This window comes from Rhodococcus sp. IEGM 1306, assembly GCF_036541985.1.
GTDB classification, from domain to species: domain Bacteria; phylum Actinomycetota; class Actinomycetes; order Mycobacteriales; family Mycobacteriaceae; genus Rhodococcus_F; species Rhodococcus_F qingshengii.
Genome location: NZ_JAZHFF010000001.1, coordinates 295464 through 314154, shown reverse-complemented (window position 1 = coordinate 314154; position 18691 = coordinate 295464). Strand labels below are relative to the sequence as shown.

General features: G+C 61.5%; 18 protein-coding genes. 8 read left to right on the top strand and 10 right to left on the bottom strand.

The window, feature by feature from the left end; genetic code table 11:
- The first annotated feature begins 42 nt into the window (after window positions 1–42).
- From V3587_RS01620 to V3587_RS01600, 5 genes are all read left to right on the top strand, one after another.
- The gene (locus V3587_RS01620; RefSeq protein ID WP_003940251.1) at window positions 43–1479 is read left to right on the top strand and encodes a purine-cytosine permease family protein; all 1437 of its coding nucleotides are present in this window, start codon (window positions 43–45) and stop codon (window positions 1477–1479) included.
- Between the two features lie 42 nt (window positions 1480–1521).
- A complete protein-coding gene (hutU, locus tag V3587_RS01615; RefSeq protein WP_099697512.1) occupies window positions 1522–3195 on the top strand; it encodes a urocanate hydratase in 1674 nt (557 codons plus the stop codon).
- Between the two features lie 37 nt (window positions 3196–3232).
- The gene (hutI, locus tag V3587_RS01610) at window positions 3233–4423 is read left to right on the top strand and encodes an imidazolonepropionase (RefSeq protein WP_029256288.1); all 1191 of its coding nucleotides are present in this window, start codon (window positions 3233–3235) and stop codon (window positions 4421–4423) included.
- Between the two features lie 23 nt (window positions 4424–4446).
- Window positions 4447–5415 carry a formimidoylglutamase gene (hutG, locus tag V3587_RS01605; RefSeq protein ID WP_099697511.1) on the top strand — a complete coding sequence of 323 codons (969 nt, stop codon included), beginning with the start codon at window positions 4447–4449 and terminating at the stop codon, window positions 5413–5415.
- Window positions 5416–5536: 121 nt separating this feature from the next.
- Window positions 5537–5695, top strand: a complete 159-nt coding sequence (locus V3587_RS01600; RefSeq protein ID WP_180279583.1) for a hypothetical protein — start codon at window positions 5537–5539, stop codon at window positions 5693–5695.
- Between the two features lie 522 nt (window positions 5696–6217).
- Here the strand turns inward: V3587_RS01600 and V3587_RS01595 are convergent.
- From V3587_RS01595 to V3587_RS01570, 6 genes are all read right to left on the bottom strand, one after another.
- Window positions 6218–7126, bottom strand: coding sequence for an ABC transporter substrate-binding protein (locus V3587_RS01595; RefSeq protein ID WP_030536963.1), 909 nt, complete (start codon window positions 7124–7126; stop codon window positions 6218–6220).
- An 11-nt stretch (window positions 7127–7137) separates the two neighbouring features.
- Entirely contained in the window at window positions 7138–7878 is a 741-nt protein-coding gene (locus V3587_RS01590) for an ABC transporter permease (RefSeq protein ID WP_030536962.1), read from the bottom strand.
- Window positions 7875–8525, bottom strand: coding sequence for an ABC transporter permease (locus V3587_RS01585; protein ID WP_003940005.1), 651 nt, complete (start codon window positions 8523–8525; stop codon window positions 7875–7877). Before V3587_RS01585 ends, V3587_RS01590 begins: the two co-directional genes overlap by 4 nt.
- On the bottom strand, window positions 8522–9637 hold the full coding sequence (locus tag V3587_RS01580) for an ABC transporter ATP-binding protein (protein ID WP_099697510.1): 1116 nt from the start codon (window positions 9635–9637) through the stop codon (window positions 8522–8524). Before V3587_RS01580 ends, V3587_RS01585 begins: the two co-directional genes overlap by 4 nt.
- Before the next feature lie 99 nt (window positions 9638–9736).
- On the bottom strand, window positions 9737–11209 hold the full coding sequence (locus tag V3587_RS01575) for an aromatic amino acid ammonia-lyase (RefSeq protein WP_003940419.1): 1473 nt from the start codon (window positions 11207–11209) through the stop codon (window positions 9737–9739).
- Window positions 11210–11405: 196 nt separating this feature from the next.
- Entirely contained in the window at window positions 11406–12080 is a 675-nt protein-coding gene (locus V3587_RS01570; protein WP_208690225.1) for a TetR/AcrR family transcriptional regulator, read from the bottom strand.
- 110 nt (window positions 12081–12190) lie between these two features.
- Between V3587_RS01570 and V3587_RS01565 the strand changes: the two genes are divergently transcribed.
- Window positions 12191–12565: a nitroreductase family deazaflavin-dependent oxidoreductase gene (locus V3587_RS01565; protein WP_283376046.1), complete on the top strand. Its 375-nt coding sequence runs from the start codon at window positions 12191–12193 to the stop codon at window positions 12563–12565.
- A 9-nt stretch (window positions 12566–12574) separates the two neighbouring features.
- Here V3587_RS01565 and V3587_RS01560 read toward each other — a convergent pair whose 3' ends face one another.
- The 4 genes from V3587_RS01560 to V3587_RS01545 all read right to left on the bottom strand — a co-directional run bounded on the left by V3587_RS01560 (window position 12575) and on the right by V3587_RS01545 (window position 16060).
- Complete coding sequence (locus V3587_RS01560) at window positions 12575–13126, bottom strand: TetR/AcrR family transcriptional regulator (protein WP_054781557.1); 552 nt, start codon at window positions 13124–13126, stop codon at window positions 12575–12577.
- A gap of 27 nt (window positions 13127–13153) precedes the next feature.
- Window positions 13154–13840 carry an ABC transporter ATP-binding protein gene (locus V3587_RS01555; RefSeq protein WP_003939803.1) on the bottom strand — a complete coding sequence of 229 codons (687 nt, stop codon included), beginning with the start codon at window positions 13838–13840 and terminating at the stop codon, window positions 13154–13156.
- Complete coding sequence (locus V3587_RS01550) at window positions 13837–14967, bottom strand: ABC transporter permease (RefSeq protein ID WP_230359936.1); 1131 nt, start codon at window positions 14965–14967, stop codon at window positions 13837–13839. The genes V3587_RS01555 and V3587_RS01550 overlap by 4 nt, the downstream gene beginning before the upstream one ends.
- Window positions 14968–15109: 142 nt before the next feature.
- Window positions 15110–16060, bottom strand: a complete 951-nt coding sequence (locus tag V3587_RS01545; protein WP_283376045.1) for a TauD/TfdA dioxygenase family protein — start codon at window positions 16058–16060, stop codon at window positions 15110–15112.
- A 175-nt stretch (window positions 16061–16235) separates the two neighbouring features.
- Between V3587_RS01545 and V3587_RS01540 the strand changes: the two genes are divergently transcribed.
- On the top strand, window positions 16236–17003 hold the full coding sequence (locus V3587_RS01540) for a MerR family transcriptional regulator (RefSeq protein ID WP_125052026.1): 768 nt from the start codon (window positions 16236–16238) through the stop codon (window positions 17001–17003).
- 78 nt (window positions 17004–17081) lie between these two features.
- A complete protein-coding gene (locus V3587_RS01535; RefSeq protein ID WP_065455879.1) occupies window positions 17082–18638 on the top strand; it encodes an alpha/beta fold hydrolase in 1557 nt (518 codons plus the stop codon).
- The last annotated feature ends 53 nt before the right edge of the window (window positions 18639–18691 follow it).

The window sequence follows — 18691 nt, the reverse complement described above, 5'->3', positions numbered from 1 at the left end:
CGATTCCGTCGCTCGACGGGCTCGCAGCAGAAAGACAGGCCTATGACTCACGATGGACCGGCCGAGGTCATCCTCACTCCGGAACGACGCACTATCGACGTCGTCCCGGATGCAGAACGACACGGCACCCCGCGCAGCCAGTTCACTCTCTGGTTCGGCGCCAACATGCAGATCACTGCAATCGTCGACGGCGCTCTCGCCGTCGTATTCGGCGCGGACGCCATCTGGGCGATCGTCGGACTTCTGATCGGCAACATCTTCGGTGGCGCTGTCATGGCGCTTCACTCCGCACAGGGCCCGCGTATGGGTCTCCCCCAGATGATCTCGAGTCGCGCCCAGTTCGGCGTCAAGGGAGCAGTCGTACCGCTTGTTCTCGTCATCCTGATGTACCTCGGCTTCGCTGCCACCGGCACCGTGTTGGCCGGACAGGCCGTCAACAAGATCCTGCACATCGACAGCCCCACCGTCGGCATCGTCGTCTTCGGTCTCCTCACCGCATTCGTCGCGGTCACCGGCTACAAGCTGATCCACATCGTCGGCAGGATCGCCACCGTCGTGGGCATCGTCGGATTCTCCTACCTGGCCGTTCGACTGTTCCTCGAGTACGACGTCGCCTCGTACGTCGGCATCAAGGGCTTCGACATAGTCACCTTCCTGCTCGCGATCTCGCTGGGTGCCGGTTGGCAGCTCACCTTCGGCCCGTACGTCGCCGACTACTCGCGTTACCTGCCGCGCAGCACTTCCGAGAGCACCACGTTCTGGTCGACGTTCCTCGGTAGTGTCATCGGATCGCAGTGGTCCATGACCTTCGGCGCTCTCGTCGCGGCCTGCGCCGGCGACGCGTTCCTGGGTAACCAGGTCGGCTTCATGGGAGATCTGGCCGGACCCGCTGCCATCGCCTTCCTGATCTACTTCGTCATCCTGGTCGGCAAGCTGACGGTGAACGTGCTCAACGCCTACGGCGGATTCATGTCGATCCTGACCACCGTCACCGCCTTCAACGGACAGTCGCGAATCTCGAGCACCGCGCGCACCCTCTACATCCTCGGTTTCACTGCGGTCTCGGTCTTGATCGCCATCGCCGCCAGCGCCGACTTCCTGGACAACTTCAAGAACTTCGTCCTGGTGTTGCTGATGGTGTTCACGCCGTGGAGTGCGATCAATCTGATCGACTACTACCTGATCTCCAAGGAACGCATCGACATTCCGGCGCTGTACGACGTCAACGGTCGATACGGAGCATGGAACTTCACCGCATTGGCTTGCTACGCCGCCGGCGTTCTCGCCCAGATCCCGTTCCTCGCCCAGAAGATGTACACCGGCCCCGTCACGGACATGCTCGGCGGCGCCGACATCTCGTGGCTGGTCGGCATCGTGTTCACCGGGCTGATCTATTACCCACTCGCCAAGCGCACGAGCAATCCCCCTTCGTCGATGATCTACCCCGATCACACCGCGATGACCGACTCTCGCGTCTGATCCCCCAACGTCTTTCGAACTTCAGCAAGCTAGGAGAACACAATGGAAATCAGCACCCCCGGCCACGAGCCGCGCCCCGTCAGTGCTCCCCGCGGCCCCGAGCTCACGACGCTCGGTTGGCAGCAGGAGGGTGCCCTGCGCATGCTCATGAACAACCTCGACCCCGATGTTGCCGAGCACCCGGACAGCCTCGTCGTCTACGGCGGAACCGGTCGCGCAGCGCGTAGTTGGGCTGCCTTCGACGCCATGGTCGCCACGCTGAAGACGCTGAAGAACGACGAGACCATGCTGGTGCAGTCCGGCAAGCCGGTCGGTGTCTTCCGCACCAACGAGTGGGCACCGCGAGTGCTGATCGCCAACTCCAACCTGGTCGGTGACTGGGCGAACTGGGAAGAGTTCCGCCGTCTCGAAGACCTCGGCCTGACCATGTACGGCCAGATGACCGCAGGCTCCTGGATTTACATCGGCACCCAGGGAATCCTGCAGGGTACGTACGAGACCTTCGGCGCCATCGCGAAGAAGCGCTACAACGGCTCACTCGCCGGAACGATCACCCTCACTGCGGGTCTCGGCGGCATGGGCGGCGCTCAGCCTCTCGCCGTCACTATGAACGACGGCGTCGCGATCTGCGTCGACTGCGACATCACCCGCATCGACCGTCGTATCGCCCACAAGTACCTCGACACCAAGGCAGACAGCATCGAGCACGCGCTCGAACTGGCGACCGCGGCACGCGATGCCAAGAAGCCGCTCTCCATCGGCCTCGAAGGCAATGCGGCAGAGATCTTCCCGGCGCTGCTGGAGATGAAGGCCCCCATCGACATCGTGACCGACCAGACCTCGGCGCACGATCCCCTCGCCTACCTGCCGATCGGCATCGACTTCGGCGACATGAAGACCATGTCGGAGAAGGATCCGCAGAAGTTCACCGAAGATTCCCGCAACGCGATGGCCGCACACGTCAAGGCCATGGTCGGATTCATGGACGCCGGCGCCGAGGTATTCGACTACGGCAACTCCATCCGCGACGAGGCCCGCAAGGCCGGCTACGACCGTGCATTCGACTTCCCCGGATTCGTTCCCGCCTACATCCGTCCGCTCTTCGAAGAAGGCCTCGGCCCCTTCCGCTGGGCGGCGCTCTCGGGTGATCCCAAGGACATCGAGGCCACCGACAAGGCCATCCTCGAACTCTTCCCCGAGAACGAGCACCTGCGCCGCTGGATCACCATGGCCGGCGAAAAGGTTGCCTTCGAAGGCCTTCCGGCTCGCATCTGCTGGCTCGGATACGGTGAGCGCCACCTCGCCGGCCTCAAGTTCAACGAGATGGTGGCCTCGGGCGAGCTCTCCGCACCGATCGCCATCGGCCGCGATCACCTCGACTCCGGATCGGTCGCCTCGCCGTACCGCGAAACCGAATCGATGATCGACGGGTCCGACGCGATCGCCGACTGGCCGCTGCTCAACGCCCTGGTCAACACCGCGTCCGGCGCTTCGTGGGTTTCACTCCACCAAGGCGGCGGCGTCGGTATGGGACGCTCCATCCACGCGGGACAGGTGTGCATCGCCGACGGCACCGAACTCGCAGCCAAGAAGCTCGAAGCAGTTCTCACCAACGATCCCGGGATGGGTGTCATCCGGCATGCGGATGCAGGATACGACCACGCCATCGACACGGCAGCCACCCGCGGCGTCCGCATCCCGATGACCGAGAACTGAAACAGCTTCACCACCTCACCCTGAGTTAGGAATTACATTGACCACGAATGGTTCTCGAACCACTGTTCTGACCAACATCGGAACCCTCGTCACCAATGACCCGACTCTGGGTGAGGGCAAGCTCGGCGTACGACACGACGCGGCAATCGTTTTCGACGACGGCGTTGTTGCTTGGGTCGGTGATTCCGCCGACGCCCCGGCTGCCGATATCGGTCAGGATATCGGCGGTCGGGCCCTGCTCCCCGGTTTCGTGGAGAGTCACTCGCACCTGGTGTTCGGTGGCGAGCGGGCCGAGGAATTCGCAGCTCGCATGGCGGGCGAGAAGTACGCGGCGGGCGGTATTCGCAACACCATCGAAGCGACGCGCTCGGCCACCGACGAACAATTGCAGGCCAATGTTCGACGCCTACTCGACGAATCCCTGCGCTCCGGCAGCACAACCGTCGAATGCAAGACCGGATACGGGCAGAACACCGAGAGCGAACTACGCAGCGCACTGATCGCCGGACAGTTCACCGACGAGGTCACACTGCTGGCCGCCCACGTTCCACCACCCGAATATGCCGGCCGCGCCGATGACTACGTCGCCATGGCGTGCGACGAGATGATCCCTGCCTGTGCGCCACACGCGAAGTGGATCGACGTCTTCTGCGAACGAGGGGCGTTCAACCGCGAACAGGCACATGCAGTCCTCAGCGCAGGCGTCGCCGCTGGACTGATCCCCCGCGTCCACGGCAATCAACTCGGCGAAGGGCCAGGAGTTCAGCTCGCCGTCGAGATGGGAGCCGCGTCCGTCGATCACGTCACCTACGTCACCGCCGAGGACATCGACGCCCTGGCTCAGAGTTCCACCGTCGCAACACTGTTGCCAGGTGCCGACTTCTCCACCCGCAACAAGTACCCCGACGCCCGCGCACTGCTGGACGCCGGCGTCACCGTAGCTCTCGGCGCCGACTGCAATCCCGGCACCTGCTACACCACCAGCCTCCCGTTCTGCATAGCAATTGCGGTGCGAGACATGCACATGACACCCGCCGAGGCAGTCTGGGCAGCCACTGCAGGAGGCGCCCGGGCGCTGCAGCGCACCGACGTCGGAACCCTTTCTCTCGGAACACGTGCCGACGCCATCGCGCTCGATGCACCGTCGTACCTCCACCTCGCCTACCGCCCGGGCGTCCCTCTGGTGCGCGAGGTCTGGAAAAACGGCGCACTCGCCACAAGCTACTGAAATACACTCACCGGGAGGCCGTCGTGGCTCATCAGATCGCAGTCGACATCGAACCCAAGCCGTGGACCGGGCGCTCCGACGGCACCACTGCCGAGCATCTGCGGTGGCATCATGCCGTGCAACCGTATTCAGCCGAAACAGCTCCCGGCGACTGTGTTCTGATCGGATTCTCCAGCGACGAAGGAGTCCGCCGCAACAAGGGCCGCCGCGGCGCCGCGGATGGCCCCGACGCTTTGCGAGCCGGGTTGGCTTCCATGGCACTGGCCGAACCACTGCTGATTCAGGACGCCGGAACCGTTGCCGTGTCGGGTGAAGAACTCGAGGCCGGTCAAGCCGCACTCGGGAACGCCGTCAGCGCTGCGCTTGATTCGGGACACTTCCCCGTGGTTCTCGGGGGAGGACACGAAATCGCCTACGGTACATACCTCGGCGTCGCGGGCTCCGAGTTGCGAACCGCCGGAGCCAAACTCGGAATCCTCAACTTGGATGCGCATTTCGACCTGCGGGGCGATCCGATACCCAGCTCCGGCACACCCTTTCGTCAGATCGCCGAGGACGAAGCCGCGGCAGGCACCTCGCATCAGTACAGCGTGATCGGAATCAGCCAACCGAGCAACACCACGGCGCTGTTCGACACGGCTCACCGCCTCGGTGTTCGCTATCTGCTCGACGAAGAATGCGGAGCGATCGGCCGAGGCGTCGTGGATCAGTTCCTCGCAGACTTCCTCGACGACGTCGATCTGGTCTACCTGACCATCGACCTCGACGTCCTGCCTGCAGCTGTGGCGCCGGGCGTCAGCGCACCTGCGGCCTACGGAGTCAGCCTCGAAACCATCCAATACGTATGTGACCGAGTCACGTCCAGCGGAAAACTCGCGGTTCTCGATGTCGCCGAACTGAACCCGAGCCTCGACGTCGACAATCGCACCGCCCGAACGGCTGCTCGTCTGATCCACCGGATAGTCACGAAGCACGTGCCGGTTCAGCGCTAGCCTCGGCGCGCCTCCAGCAGATCTACGGGACTGCCTGAAAACTGATTCCACGAGTTCTGTCCGAGCACTCGAAACTATGTCCTTTGCCACCTCACAAGTGATGCCGCCTTGCAGATTGTCGATGGAGGCGACAACGCCTGTCTCGGGGTACGTGATCGTTCCGCACCCCTCGGATGTGGATGCCGTCGGCAATCGTGAAGTCGAAGTCGACGAATTGCCCGAGCAGTACTCGAAGCCGGGGACACCACCGATCACAGGAGGCCCGACCGTGCCGCCGTGAATCGAAAAGCCGATCAACCCTCCGGGGTCGCCATTACCGACTTGCCCCGGATCACCGGTGGTGACGAAGATCGATTGGCCTGACTCAGTCTGAATCGTCCGTGTCGAATGATCGTTGCCGTAAACCGATTCGATCTGAGCGACGGTGGAGCCGTCACCGACGCCGCGGTCGGTCAGCGTTCCCGGCGGTGATTCGATGACGGTGACGCCCTCGCTGGTGAGAATTGCCCGTCCGGTGCCACTAGGCGTCGTGAGCGGAACTACAGCGCAACTCGGAAACTGCATGGGCGTTCCAGCCTGATGCCAGACACAGGCCGGCCACTACAACCGTGGTTGTAGTGGCTGCGCCGTTCCGAACTCGTCCAATGGGTGTGCGCGGTCGGCTTCTCGGCATGTCGGCATCCTTGGTCGGAACGGCTCGCCGCGAGGTCGAGGCATGCCTGACTTCGCGACGTTACCCCGAGCGGGGTCGTATCGATATCGTCTGTTCGACCGACGACAAGGACGCCACCCCGGCCTTCGATCATGGCACCAGGGAGTTCTCCTGCAACCAGTCCTGAGCGATGTCACTCATGTCGTCGAGATCGGCAACGCGCTGGTTCATCTCGATGAGATCTTCGGTGGTCAGCGCCGCCGAAACCCCCGCGAGCACGGATCGGACGTCATCGCGAGCCTTCAACTCGTTGATGATCGGCGTGATGTTCTCCGCGAGGAACAGGTGCTTCGTATCCTCGAGTGCAACCAAGTTCTCCGAGCGCATCGCAGGATCGGTACTGAAGACATCGGCAACCTGTATCTGCCCGCTCAGAAGCGCATTGAGCGTGAGGGGTCCACCTGCATCGAGTGCCAGGAACTCCCGGAATGTCAGGCCGTATTTGGTCTTCAAGCCGGCGACGCCGTTTTCGCGCGTCTTCCATTCCGGCGGTCCGCCGAGAGTCAACTCGTCGGCATGCTGCACCAGATCCTCGACGGTCTCCAGCGAATACTTTTCCGCCGTCTCCTGTTTGACGGCAAGTACATCCTTGTCCTCTGCGGGCGAGGGCTCGAGAGCCACCAGACCCTTGGGCAATTTCGCATCGATTTCAGCGGATACTTCATCTGAAGCCGTCGCCGTTGTCTTGCTGTCCAGATATTGCAACAAGGCGCCGGAATACTCGGGGATCAGATCGATGGAACCGTCGCGCAGTGCCGGTACATAGAGTTCTCGGCTACCGATGTTCAACTTCTCGGTAACGTCGATACCGTTGGCACGAAGCGCTTCGGCGTAAATGGTCGCAATCAGTTGGCTCTCGGGAAAATCGGCGGAACCGATCACGATGGCGCCCTCAGCACTACCGCCGCCGTCCGTAGCCAAGGGGTCCTTGCCGATTCCGCAGCTGGACAACGCAACCGCTGTCACGCCGACCAACGCGGCGATCAATACCTTCTTCATGTCGAACGTCCTCAGATCGGTGCGGGCTCAGGCACAGCGGTGCGCTGTGAGGGGGCGGCGGTCTTCTCGGTCTTCTTCTTCCGATCGCGCCTGGTCAGGCCAGGCGAAACGACCCGCGCAGTCAGTGCTCCGATTCCGAGATCGAAAACCAGGGCAATCAGCGATACCAGTACGGCTCCGGCCGCCATCTGGCCGTAATCGCTCTGAGCTTTTCCGTCGATCAACAACCGGCCGAGTCCGCCCAAAGAAATGTAAGCGGCGACAGTCGCAGTGGAGACGATCTGAAGCACGGCACTTCTGATGCCGGACAACATGAGTGGTAGGGCACATGGAATCTCGACCTCGGTCAAGATCCGCATCGACCGAAATCCCATCCCCCGCGCGGCGTCGACTGCAGCCTGATCGACCGCTCGAACTCCGGCGTACGTGTTGGTGAGAATGGGAGGGATCGCGAGAAGCACCAGGACGATGAGGCTGGGGATCAGATACGCGAGTTTGTTCGGGAATGACGGCGCGATGATGAGAACCAGTAGGATCAGCAGACCGATGGTCGGCAGCGCTCGTAGCGAGTTGGCCAGTCCAGCAACAACAACGGAGCCACGGCCCGTATGTCCGATGTAGAGACCGAGCGGGATCGCGATAACCGCAGCCACCGCCAGCGCGGCGAATGTGTACATCAAATGCTGAACGAGAAGGGTGGGGATGCCGTCCGGCCCGGTCCAGTGGGATCCGTCGAGAAGGAAGCTGATCATGATGTAGTCACTTTCGGGGTCCACGGCGTCAACAGCCGATTCGCCAACATGATGAGGAGATCAAGGATCAACGCCAGCACCAGACACAGAGCGATACCCGCGATGATGGGCGTGTAGAAACGCAACTGAAATCCCTGGGTGAACAAGGAACCTATCTGCGGAATACCCAGGAGTGCGCCGAGTGAGACAAGACTGACGTTCGAGACGACTGCGACGCGCAAACCTGCACAGATCACCGGAACTCCTACTGGCAACTGCACTTTCAACAGCGTCTGATACGGCCGGTAACCCATCGCCGTCGCTGCCAGAACCGTCTCCGGCGGAACCGAATCGAGCGCGTCGGCCACTACCCGCACGAGCAGAGCAACGGTGTACACGGTGAGCGCCACGATGATGTTCATCGGATCCAGAATCTTGGTACCCAGAATTGGAGGCAGGAGCACGAAGAGCGCGAGCGAAGGGATCGTGTAGAGCAATCCGGCCGTCCCCACCACGTAGGGATGCAACCGACGACTGCGATAGGCGACCCAGCCGATCGGCAACGCGACCACCAAGCCGATCACCAAGGGGATCAACGACAGCAGAACATGCCATCCCACCAAGTCCATGATCCGGTCGGACTGACGTCCGAGCCATTCGAAGTTCATCGGAGTGCCCTCCCCGCGTCAGCCAGATCGGCAGCCTCGATGGCTTCCACTGCAGCATGCGCAGTGACGGTTCCCACCAGGCGTCCGGCGTCGTCCACGACAACGCCCCGCTTGCTCGGCGCTGACAGCGCCGCATCCAGCAGAGCGCGCATCGTCCCGGTGGAATCAGCAAGTGTTCCACTGAGATTCAAGTCATCCGGGCGAATACAATCCGTGAGCGCGTCCGGCCTCACCCACCCGAGCGGCTTGTTCGCGGGATCCACTACCAACAGCCACGTATCGCCGGTGAGTGCGCGGGCCGCCGCAGCGGAATCGGCTAGATGCGCAACGGGTTCTGACACCGTCGGTAGGTCGCCGTCCAATGTCGTGAACCCCAACGATCGGTACCCACGGTCACGTCCGACGAAGTCGGCAACAAATTCGTCGGCAGGTTGAGTCAGCAATTCGAGGGGCGTCGCCGCCTGCGCAAGAATGCCGCCGGTACGCAGAACCACCACTTGATCCCCGAGTTTCAGCGCTTCGTCGATGTCGTGGGTGACGATGATGATCGTTTTTCCGATTTCCTTCTGCAGACGGAGAAACTCGTCTTGCAGCTGGCCGCGAACAACCGGATCAACGGCGCTGAACGGTTCGTCCATCAGCATGAATGACGGATCCGCAGCCAATGCTCGCGCAACACCGACTCGTTGCTGCTGCCCTCCGGAGAGCTGCCACGGATAGCGGTCGGCGAAGTTGGTCGTCAGACCAACCGTTTCGAGCAATTCCATAGCGCGAGTGCGAGATTCCTTTTTACTCGCACCGAGCAATCGAGGCATGGTCGCTATGTTGTCGACGATGGTGCGATGGGGAAAGAGACCCGCGTGCTGGATCACGTACCCGATGCGTCGACGCAGAAGGGCCGGATCCATTCCCGCCGTGGACTCGCCGTCGAGCGAAATCGTGCCTGACGTCGGTTCGATCAGCCTGTTGATCATGCGGAGTGAGGTCGTCTTGCCGCAGCCGGAAGGACCCACCAACGCGGTGATCTTTCCCGTCGGGCACTCCAGATCGAGAGCATCGACGGCAATGGTTCCGTCTGGATACGCCTTGGTGACCTTGTCGAATTTGATCATCTACGAACTACTTTCGTGTCGACCTGAGTCCGGACGCACCCAGGAGAAATGGTCGAGTTCCGTTCGAGCACACACCTACTTGTGATTCGGTCCACCTGCTTACTGGTCGAGCGGTTGAGAAAGAAAGTTCACGGCGGCACTCAGATCTGCACTGAGTGGCCGGTCTTCGGTCCTCGTGTCCAGCACCAAACGCGCACGCGCGAGGTACGCGCCGAGCTCGGTCGCCGGATCCAGCTCACGCTGTTGTTGCGAGAGTGCGCGAACTGCCGAGATCAGTTCACACGCCAGCACCAATCGAGATTGGGCAAGAATGTCCGCCAATTGAGTTGCAGCTTGGGATGCGAAACTTGCGTGATCCTCGGTGCCGCGCGAAATTACCGTGTGGCCCAACGACCCCGGTGCCGCCGACGAGCGGATCTCGGCAATGGCAGCAGAAGTCGTGTATTCGAGAAGCATGGTTCCGCTGCTGCCGTCGGGACCGTCTGCAAGGAACGCACGAAGGCCGGTGACTGCGGGGTCGGAGAGGTTGGCGAGCCGACATTGCGAGAGCAGGGCAGCACTGGCGACCGCCAACTTCGCCTCGTCGACTGCAAGGGCTATTGGCATTGCGTGGAAATTTCCGTTGTGGAACACCATGTCGTCTTCGACCGACACCAGCGGATTCTCCGAAGACGAATTCATCTCGATACTCAGCGTGTTCTGCAGTCGATGCACCGCTTGCCAGGTGGCACCCAAGATTTGCGGTAGGGCGCGAAACCCGAACGAGTCCTGAACTCTCACGGGTGTGATGTCGTGTGGTGCCAGCAGATCGCGAACCCGCTCTGCGACTTCCGCTTGACCGAAGTGCATTCTTGCCGACTGTACTTGTGCAGCAAACGGTTCGACAGAACTACGCGACGCAAGCACGGAAAGAACACTGACAACCAAGCAGTGCTGAAGCCACCCCGCGACTTCGATACTGGTGTCGCCGGCGATCGCCACCGTCATCGCATTGGTGGAAATGAACGGAAGTGCATCACCGTGGTGCGGAGTCCAACCGATTCCGGTGCGTCCGTCGCGAAGCGGGCTCTCGCCGATCAGCCCCATGGCGATTTCGGAGAACGCACTCAGGTCACCCGTTCCGATCGCACCGCGTGCGTGCACTGTCGGCAGGTTCTGTGAAGCAACAGCAGCAACCAGACCGTCGATGATGTCGGGATGCATACCTGAGCCGCCGTTGAGGATCTGGTTGGTGCGGATGACGATCGCGGCGCGCACCAACCGGTCAGGGAGCCTGGGGCCCGATCCCGTTGCGTGACTTCTCAGAAGCCTCAGATCCTGCTGCACACCGTCGGAGACGGATGTTTCGCGATTCCCGCCTACCCCGGTAGTGCGCCCGTACACCGCTTGACGGGAGGAAACCCGAACCGCGGTCTCCCATGACCGCCGTGTGAGCTCGAGAGCCGCGTCGGCAGGTCGAATCACGGCCGGCTCTCGCGCGATTTCGTTCACCCGGTGAACCGACAACCCTTTCCCGTCGAGCAGGACATTGTCGTCTTCCGTCCGGTCTTCTCCAGGAAGACGTTCAGTCATCAGAACTCCATCGATCGAAGGACTCGGCCACCGCGGGCGTGCATCACATCATCTACGCAATGTGCCTTGGGTCACTTTTGATGAATGTATAGTCCTGTATATACAGCCACCTGTCAATAGGGACACTGCAGCTCACCCGCGTGCACACAACCTTGCGTCACCCCAGTAAGGGTGAGCAACTGGACACGAATCGTCGCTATTCGAGGACCGGTGCCGCCGATGCGCGACGCGACTCGAGCGCATCGAGGATGAGATCGAGACCGTAGGCGAACTCACTCGTGTGGTCGTAAGCCGGACTCAGACCGTGATCGACGATCATCTCGTGAAGGAAGGGCAACTCTTCAGCCGGAAGGCGCTCGAGGATGTCACTCGCAACTTCTTCGACGTCGACGGGCCCGCTGATCGGCAGATTCGCCTCCTGGAGAACATATCCGCCGATGTAGCTGTCGATCAGCGAGGCTCCGTGGGCGGCCATCGGGAGTGTGAACCCGGCCTTCCGGAGCACTCCGAGCACAGCGTCGAGATGACGCAGGGTCGCCGAGCCAGGGCTGCGTCGCGAATCCAGCAGACCGAGAGCCCAACGGTGCTGCGACAGGACTGCGCGAGCGGAAAAGGCGCGTCCACGGATTGCATCTCGCCAATCCGCACACTCACTGTCGGGCAGGTCGATCGCCTCGAAGACCGCATCGACGAGGCCGTCGAAAATCGCATCTTTGTTGGGCACGTGGTGGTAGAGCGACATCGCCTCGATGCCCAGCTCCTGGGCCACCCGTCGCATCGTGACGGCCTCGACACCACCCGCGTCGGCAACGCGGATCGCACCCTCGATTACGCGAGTCCTGTTCAGCGACTGTCGCGGTTGCCGTGACACACAGACTCCCCTCCGAGGAACGAATACGTTGACAACCTTACATACGTAAGTCACCCTTACAGGTGTAAGCCAGCCTTACGTTCGTAAGGCGCTCGCGAAGGGAGATCGCAATGCCGATGCCGAGATGGTGGGGACATGTCAACAAGCGAGTGTTCAACCCGCGTGCAATTTCGAGCGGTAAATGGCCGGTACTGACTCACGTCGGACGCACATCCGGCACGACCTACCGGACGCCCCTCGACGCCTATCCGGTCGAGGGTGGCTACGTCTTCATTCTGGTGTACGGATCAGGCTCGGACTGGGTGCAGAACGTCTTGAGAGCGGGAAGCGCTCGACTGTCGGTCGACGAGACGGAGGTGAGACTCGGCACCCCACGCCTCGTCGCGAAAGACGAAGCATTTCAAGCACTTTCCTCAGACGTGTCCCAACCCCCGAGGCTGCTCCGCATCACCGAGTACCTTCGGATGGATCTGATTACGGCCTGAGGGTGCCCGTCACGCGAGGACCTCACGCACGGCGGACCTGACTTCCTCCATGCTGCAACCGGATTCGATCAGTTCGGTACCCGTATGCACCAGCGAGTTGATCAACTTGGCGGTGAGCTTCGGGTCCGACACGCCACGGAGGCGGAGGGCCTCGACCAGCGGAAGCACAAGACTGTCGTGCATTTCCATGATCCGCGAATCTCGAAACGTTTGTGGGGTCAGCGTCGCCAGCGCTCCGACTATCGCATGCTCCCCGTCGGCAACCAGTTGGAGGTTTGCCTCGACGTACGCCCATACCGGATCGTCTGCGCCTGCCATCGCCTCGACGATCTTGTCGTTCCAGCGCGGGAACATGTCTTCGACGACGGCACTGAGGAGATCTTCCCGGGACCGGAAGTAGTGGTAGGCACTCGACCTGGCGAGCCCGGCCTTCGCTGCCACCTCACCGAGCCCCGGGGGCCGGTCCGGGGCCTCGGACAGAAGAGCGTGTGCAGCGTCGAGGAGGGCACGGCGCTGAGCAGCACGATGCTCGACCACAGTGGGCGCATCGATCCTCGGCACCGAATCTCCTCCAGTCCCCTCGCGGGCTTACTCGCTCTGACGCAACCGACCGTCAACCATTTCGAGGATGCGGTCGCAGTGCCCGAGCACGTCGTGATCGTGGGTCACCATGATCGTAGCGACGCCTGCCTCGTGAGTTTCGCGCGAGAGCAGTTCGACCACCTCATGGCTGCGTTTGCGGTCGAGAGCAGCCGTCGGCTCGTCGACGAGCAGTAGCGAGGGATTGCTCATCAATGCCCGAGCGATACCGACGCGCTGGCGTTCACCGCCGGAGAGTTGACCGGGTCGACGATCTGCACGGTGACTCATACCGACCGAGTCGAGCAACTCCTCGGGATCGCGACCCGGCCGCCCCGTGAGCTTGGGAATCAGCCGAAGCTGATCGCGCGCCGTCAGCGCTGGAATCAGGTTGCCGGACTGAAAGACGAAGCCGACCTTGTCTCGTCGAAGTTTGGCGAGAGCACGGGCCGGCATCGCCGACACGTCCACGCCGTCGATGACAATCGTTCCACTCGACGGCCGACCGAGTCCGCCTGCCACAGCGAGCAAGCTCGACTTTCCAGCGCCTGACGGTCCGACGATCGCGACAAGTTCGCCGCACGAGACCTCCAGGTTCACGTTGTCGAGGGCGAGCACGGTGGAGTCACCGTCACCGAATCGAAGACTGACAGCGGTCAATACCAATCCGGTTGTGGTCTTTTCGACTGTGGTCATCGGTTTTCTCCCAATGCGGTGAGCGGGTTGACACGGGTAACACGGACGATGGCAACGGCTGCGCCGACCAGCCCGAGTACCGCCAAGAGCACTGCGCCGTTGACGACTGGGCCGGACTCGAGGGCGAACGGCATCCCCCCGCCTTCGAGCCCCGAACCGAGCCCCAAGCCCAGCAACACACCGAGGCCGATGGAACCAAGCAGCACTACCAGTGCCTGCGCCATGCCGTCACGAAGCAGGAAGCCGGTAGAGGCTCCCATCGCGCGCAACACTGCGAGTTCACGACCGCGCTGAACCGTCCAGATACTGAAGAATGCACCGACCACCAGGGCCGAAATCGCGTACAGAAACGCCTTGATCATCGACATAGTCATCATTTCCGCGGAGAACCCTGGTGAGGAGTCGAAAGATTCCTCGAGCGTCTTTGCGGACGTTCCCGCCGCCGCATCGCCCGACACGAGATCCGGTAACGCGCCACCAATGCCCCGAATCGCAACAACACTTGCTTCGGAATAGGCACTGGCATTGGCGGTTTCGCCGATCTTGGCACCGGCGTGAACCTCCTGCCAAGTACGCAGGGGCAGGTAGGCGACGTCGACGTGACCGAAAGTGCGCTTGTCTTCGGTGAATCCGACAACTGTCAGCTCCGTACCGAGTCGATCGAGTATCACGGTGTCACCGATCGCAACACCGTCGTCACGGAAGGTAGAGCTGACGATGATGTCCGTGTCGGCATGCAGTCCCCTCCCGTCGGCGGTGACGGGCTCGAGGAAGGAGCCAGGTTCGATGCCGAAGAGCGTGAGATCGACAGGCGTGCCACTGCGAGTTTTTGCATTGACGATCATGTTGCCGAAGAGCTCGGCGTCTTGGACATCGGGTTGCATGCGCCATGCCTGCGCCTGCTCCTCGGTGACGACCGAGCGCGAAAACGCTGAGTCGGCTTTGGTGTCCGGCGCGAAGGCAAACGCCTGAATCGGCGTCCGCTGCAAAGCGGAGACACCGTCGTTTACCAGGCCGGACGAGAGGCCGGACAGAATCACCATCAGGATCGAGATGAGGGCAACCACGGCACCCATCAAGAGGAATCGATTTCGCGCAAACCACAGTTCACGCAGGGCGAGGAACATTCGGGAAGCTCCAAAGTCGTCGGTGCGAGTCACGCCGACTTTTATCGACGCCTTGTCGAAATCATATCGACAAGGCGTCGAAAAACTATGTGAGGTGCGTTACTACTTCCCGTAGTAGACACTCGAGGCGCTGAGCGTCGTATCAGCCCCCGACGCCCACCGGTCGATCCCCGACAATCGAGATTCGATCCATCACACGACGAGCCGGGAAGTAGTCACTGGCCGCGTAGTGCTGGCAGGTCCGATTGTCCCAGAAGGCAACAGTATTCGGCTCCCACTTCAAACGGACCTGAAATTCCGGACGATTGACGTGGCGATACAGCATCGTGAGAAGTTCGTTCGATTCTTCTTCTGACACACCCAAGATCCGTTGCGTGAAGGTCATGTTGACGAACAACACCCGCCTGCCACTTTCCGTAATGATCCGAACCATCGGATGCTGCACAGCGGGGAACTTCGGACGCAACATCTCGACCGCATCCACCGGCATCGACCTGCCGAACGAGTTGATCCAATCGTGTTCTGCAACAAGCGGGTCGATACGCTTCTTGATGTCTTCAGGAAGCAGATCGTAGGCAGCTGCAGTATCGGCCCACAAAGTGTCACCACCCACCTCCGGCACCTCGACCGCACGAAGAACTGCTGCGAACGAAGGAAACTCGTGCCACGTAACGTCGTTGTGCCAGTTGTTCTCGACTCCGCCGACCATCGCATCCTTCGCCAGTGTCGTGACATCGACGTCCGTCTGCCCGGGCTGCGTGTACTTGAAGAACGGATGCTGTTCGAGATCGCCCCAACGCTCGGCAAAAGCTCGATGTTCCGCTCGGTCGAGGTCCTGATCGCGGAAGAAGAGGACTTTCCATTCGAGGAGAGCTCGGCGGAGTTCCGCAATCACGGCATCAGACAGGCCCCCGCCGAGTCGAATACCGGAGATTTCCGCTCCGATCGTCGGCGCGACCGCCTTGACCGCAAAGTGTTCGTACGGTGCCGGAACTACCGACTCGGGATTCCGGCGAGCAACGAGTGGACCGTACGCAGCAAGCGGGTCGGTGGGGATCGGAAAGATTGTTGCCGCAGGAAAAAGGGTAGCCATCAGGGCACTTCCTCGAAATCGACGATGTCGTAAAGGACAAAAGTCAGATTAAGTCCGCCTCCTTAAAGTGTCAACGGTCACGTTCTCCGGCGCGAATCTTGACCCTGACGCCGCGTCAAGGTTGGAGAATGGTTTTCACAGACGGAATCCGATTCGATCACGGGAGGGCAGGGCGATGATGACCATCGGCGAGCTGGCCAAATTGGCCGGCACCACCGTCAGGTCCGTGCGCTACTACCACTCGAACGGCCTTCTCGAAGAACCACAACGCCAACCCAACGGCTACCGCACGTACCGGGCGGTGGACCTGGCACGACTGAGTCGCATCCGCCGCCTGCGCGATCTGGGGATTCCTGTTGCCAAGATCGCCGAACTACTCGACGGCGACGCTCACGACACTCGGACCGCACTCGATGCCCTCGACAAGGAATTGGCGACGAAGGCCGAACAGATCGCTGTTCAGCGTGCGCACATCGAGTCGCTACGCCGCAATGCCGATCCTGAACTACCCGACGCGTTTTCGGAAGTGCTCGCACAGTACGTCGTTGCCGGTGCGCCGACAGCGTGGATCGACAACGAGCGTGAACTTCTGATCCTCGCACTCACGGTCTCCGGGGGCGATCCCGAGGTCTGCGATTCACTCCTGTCCGCCCATCGCCGGGTATTGGCCGAGCCGAACCGCGAGCAGGCCATCGAATTGATAACTCGCATGTATGCCCTCGCCGACGCACCGGCTGACGCGGACACGATTGCGGCCCTTGCCATTCAGTTCTGCGACTTCACCGAGAGCGTGCTACCCGAACAGGCTGCACCGGAGGACGCTTCCCCCACCCGGCTGGTAGCGGTACTGCGCGAACACCAAGCGGATCGACGAACCGTCACCCAGGAAAGATTCGCGAAGGCTGTGGCCGCGGAGTTCGCCGCCCGTCAATCCCGCCTCTGAAAAACCCTGATCAACCCCCACATTCGAAGTGGGGTGACCAACACTGCCCGAAAATGGGCTCAACGCAAGGACACGACAATGACTGGATTCACCATGCCCAGATCACGCATGCCTCGATCACGAAGGTGGCTGGCTACCACAATCGCCGCTGCTGCGCTCGCCGTACCTGCATTGGCGGCGTGCTCGGATCCTGCTACTCCGCAGGAAGATCCACAATCGAATCTCAGCGCGTTCTACGAACAGGATCTCGAGTGGGGGCCATGCGCCACAGACACCGGAACGTCGACCGCAAGTGAATGCGCCATGGTCACAGTACCTTTGGACTATTCCGTCCCTGACGGCAAAACGATCGAAGTGGCGATCTCGCGGGTCGCATCCACCGACCCCGCACAGCGACGAGGGATCCTGCTCACCAACCCTGGTGGCCCGGGTGGCCGAGGACTGGGATTGCCCGAGATTCTGAATGCGGGCATGACACCGGAAGTCGCAGCGGCATACGACGTCATCGGCATGGACACCCGAGGACTCGGCAAGAGCACACCGATCGACTGCGGCGTCGAACAGATGACATGGATGCGGTCGCCGGGCACCACGGACGAGGGATGGAACGAGAGTGTTGCGCTCGCACGCGAGGCCGCTGACACATGCTGGGACAAGTACCCGGACTATCTGCCGCACATCAATACTCAAAACATCGCCCGAGACCTCGACGTGATTCGTGGCGCCCTCGACCAGGAGAAGGCGTCGTACTTCGGGTGGTCGTACGGTACATACCTCGGTGCAACCTATGCTCAAATGTTCCCGGACAGGATCGACCGTGTGGTTCTCGACAGTGCACCGGATCCGAAGAAATACGGATACGAGATGTTCCAGGACATGGGCCCGGCCAACGAGAAAGCGATCGACGGATTCTCGCAGTGGGCAGCAGAACACAACTCCACCTATGCACTCGGATCGACGCCCGCCGAAGTTCGCGCCCTCATCGAGAAGCTGATCTCGGACGCGGCCACCACTCCGATACAGATCGGTGACCATGCCGTCGACGATCACGTCCTTCCATTCCTGATGTACGTCAACGGAACCGGCGACACCGAGAAGGAGAGCGAGGCATTCGCACAGGTATTGGTTCAGTTGCGCGATCTCGCCGCAGGCAAGACCGTCGAGAACATCCATCCCCAGCTGACGGGATTGATGCAGGCATGGTTCCAGACCGAACTGGGAACCGGTCCTGACTATGCCGGGACAATCGCCATCGTCTGCGGAGATGTGTCGATGCCGAGCGATCCCCAGTGGTACCGCAACAAGTTGGAGGAGCACCGTGATGATCAGCCGATCTTTGCCGGCACACACAACACGATCATGCCGTGCGCGTTCTGGCGCAGTGAGGCCCCTACGCGGATCGACATCGACAACAACGTTCCGGCATTGCAGATCCAGGCAACCGGTGACACCCGCACGACGTACGACGAAGGCCTCGGCATGCATGAAGCGATGAAAGGCTCACGGCTCGTGACAGTTCCAGGCCGCACTCATGCGGTGTTCCCGGGCTACGCGAATACTTGCGCGAACGCCGCCGTCAACTCGTACCTGCTCGACGGCTCACTGCCGGCAGAAGACGTGGTGTGCGAGTCGTGACGATTTCCGGCGATCCCATCACCGGAAGACCTGCGTGATCTGATGCGCGATTG

Bases quoted from the DNA above. Each gene is read 5' to 3' on its own strand.
- V3587_RS01535 (WP_065455879.1), top strand. From the start codon at position 17,082: ATGACTGGATTCACCATGCCCAGATCACGCATGCCTCGATCACGAAGG.
- V3587_RS01585 (WP_003940005.1), bottom strand. From the start codon at position 8,525: ATGAACTTCGAATGGCTCGGACGTCAGTCCGACCGGATCATGGACTTG.
- V3587_RS01540 (WP_125052026.1), top strand. From the start codon at position 16,236: ATGATGACCATCGGCGAGCTGGCCAAATTGGCCGGCACCACCGTCAGG.
- hutU (WP_099697512.1), top strand. From the start codon at position 1,522: ATGGAAATCAGCACCCCCGGCCACGAGCCGCGCCCCGTCAGTGCTCCC.
- V3587_RS01595 (WP_030536963.1), bottom strand. From the start codon at position 7,126: ATGAAGAAGGTATTGATCGCCGCGTTGGTCGGCGTGACAGCGGTTGCG.
- V3587_RS01580 (WP_099697510.1), bottom strand. From the start codon at position 9,637: ATGATCAAATTCGACAAGGTCACCAAGGCGTATCCAGACGGAACCATT.
- V3587_RS01575 (WP_003940419.1), bottom strand. From the start codon at position 11,209: ATGACTGAACGTCTTCCTGGAGAAGACCGGACGGAAGACGACAATGTC.
- V3587_RS01590 (WP_030536962.1), bottom strand. From the start codon at position 7,878: ATGATCAGCTTCCTTCTCGACGGATCCCACTGGACCGGGCCGGACGGC.
- V3587_RS01620 (WP_003940251.1), top strand. From the start codon at position 43: ATGACTCACGATGGACCGGCCGAGGTCATCCTCACTCCGGAACGACGC.
- V3587_RS01555 (WP_003939803.1), bottom strand. From the start codon at position 13,840: ATGACCACAGTCGAAAAGACCACAACCGGATTGGTATTGACCGCTGTC.
- V3587_RS01565 (WP_283376046.1), top strand. From the start codon at position 12,191: ATGCCGATGCCGAGATGGTGGGGACATGTCAACAAGCGAGTGTTCAAC.
- V3587_RS01545 (WP_283376045.1), bottom strand. From the start codon at position 16,060: ATGGCTACCCTTTTTCCTGCGGCAACAATCTTTCCGATCCCCACCGAC.
- V3587_RS01550 (WP_230359936.1), bottom strand. From the start codon at position 14,967: ATGTTCCTCGCCCTGCGTGAACTGTGGTTTGCGCGAAATCGATTCCTC.
- V3587_RS01600 (WP_180279583.1), top strand. From the start codon at position 5,537: ATGGAGGCGACAACGCCTGTCTCGGGGTACGTGATCGTTCCGCACCCC.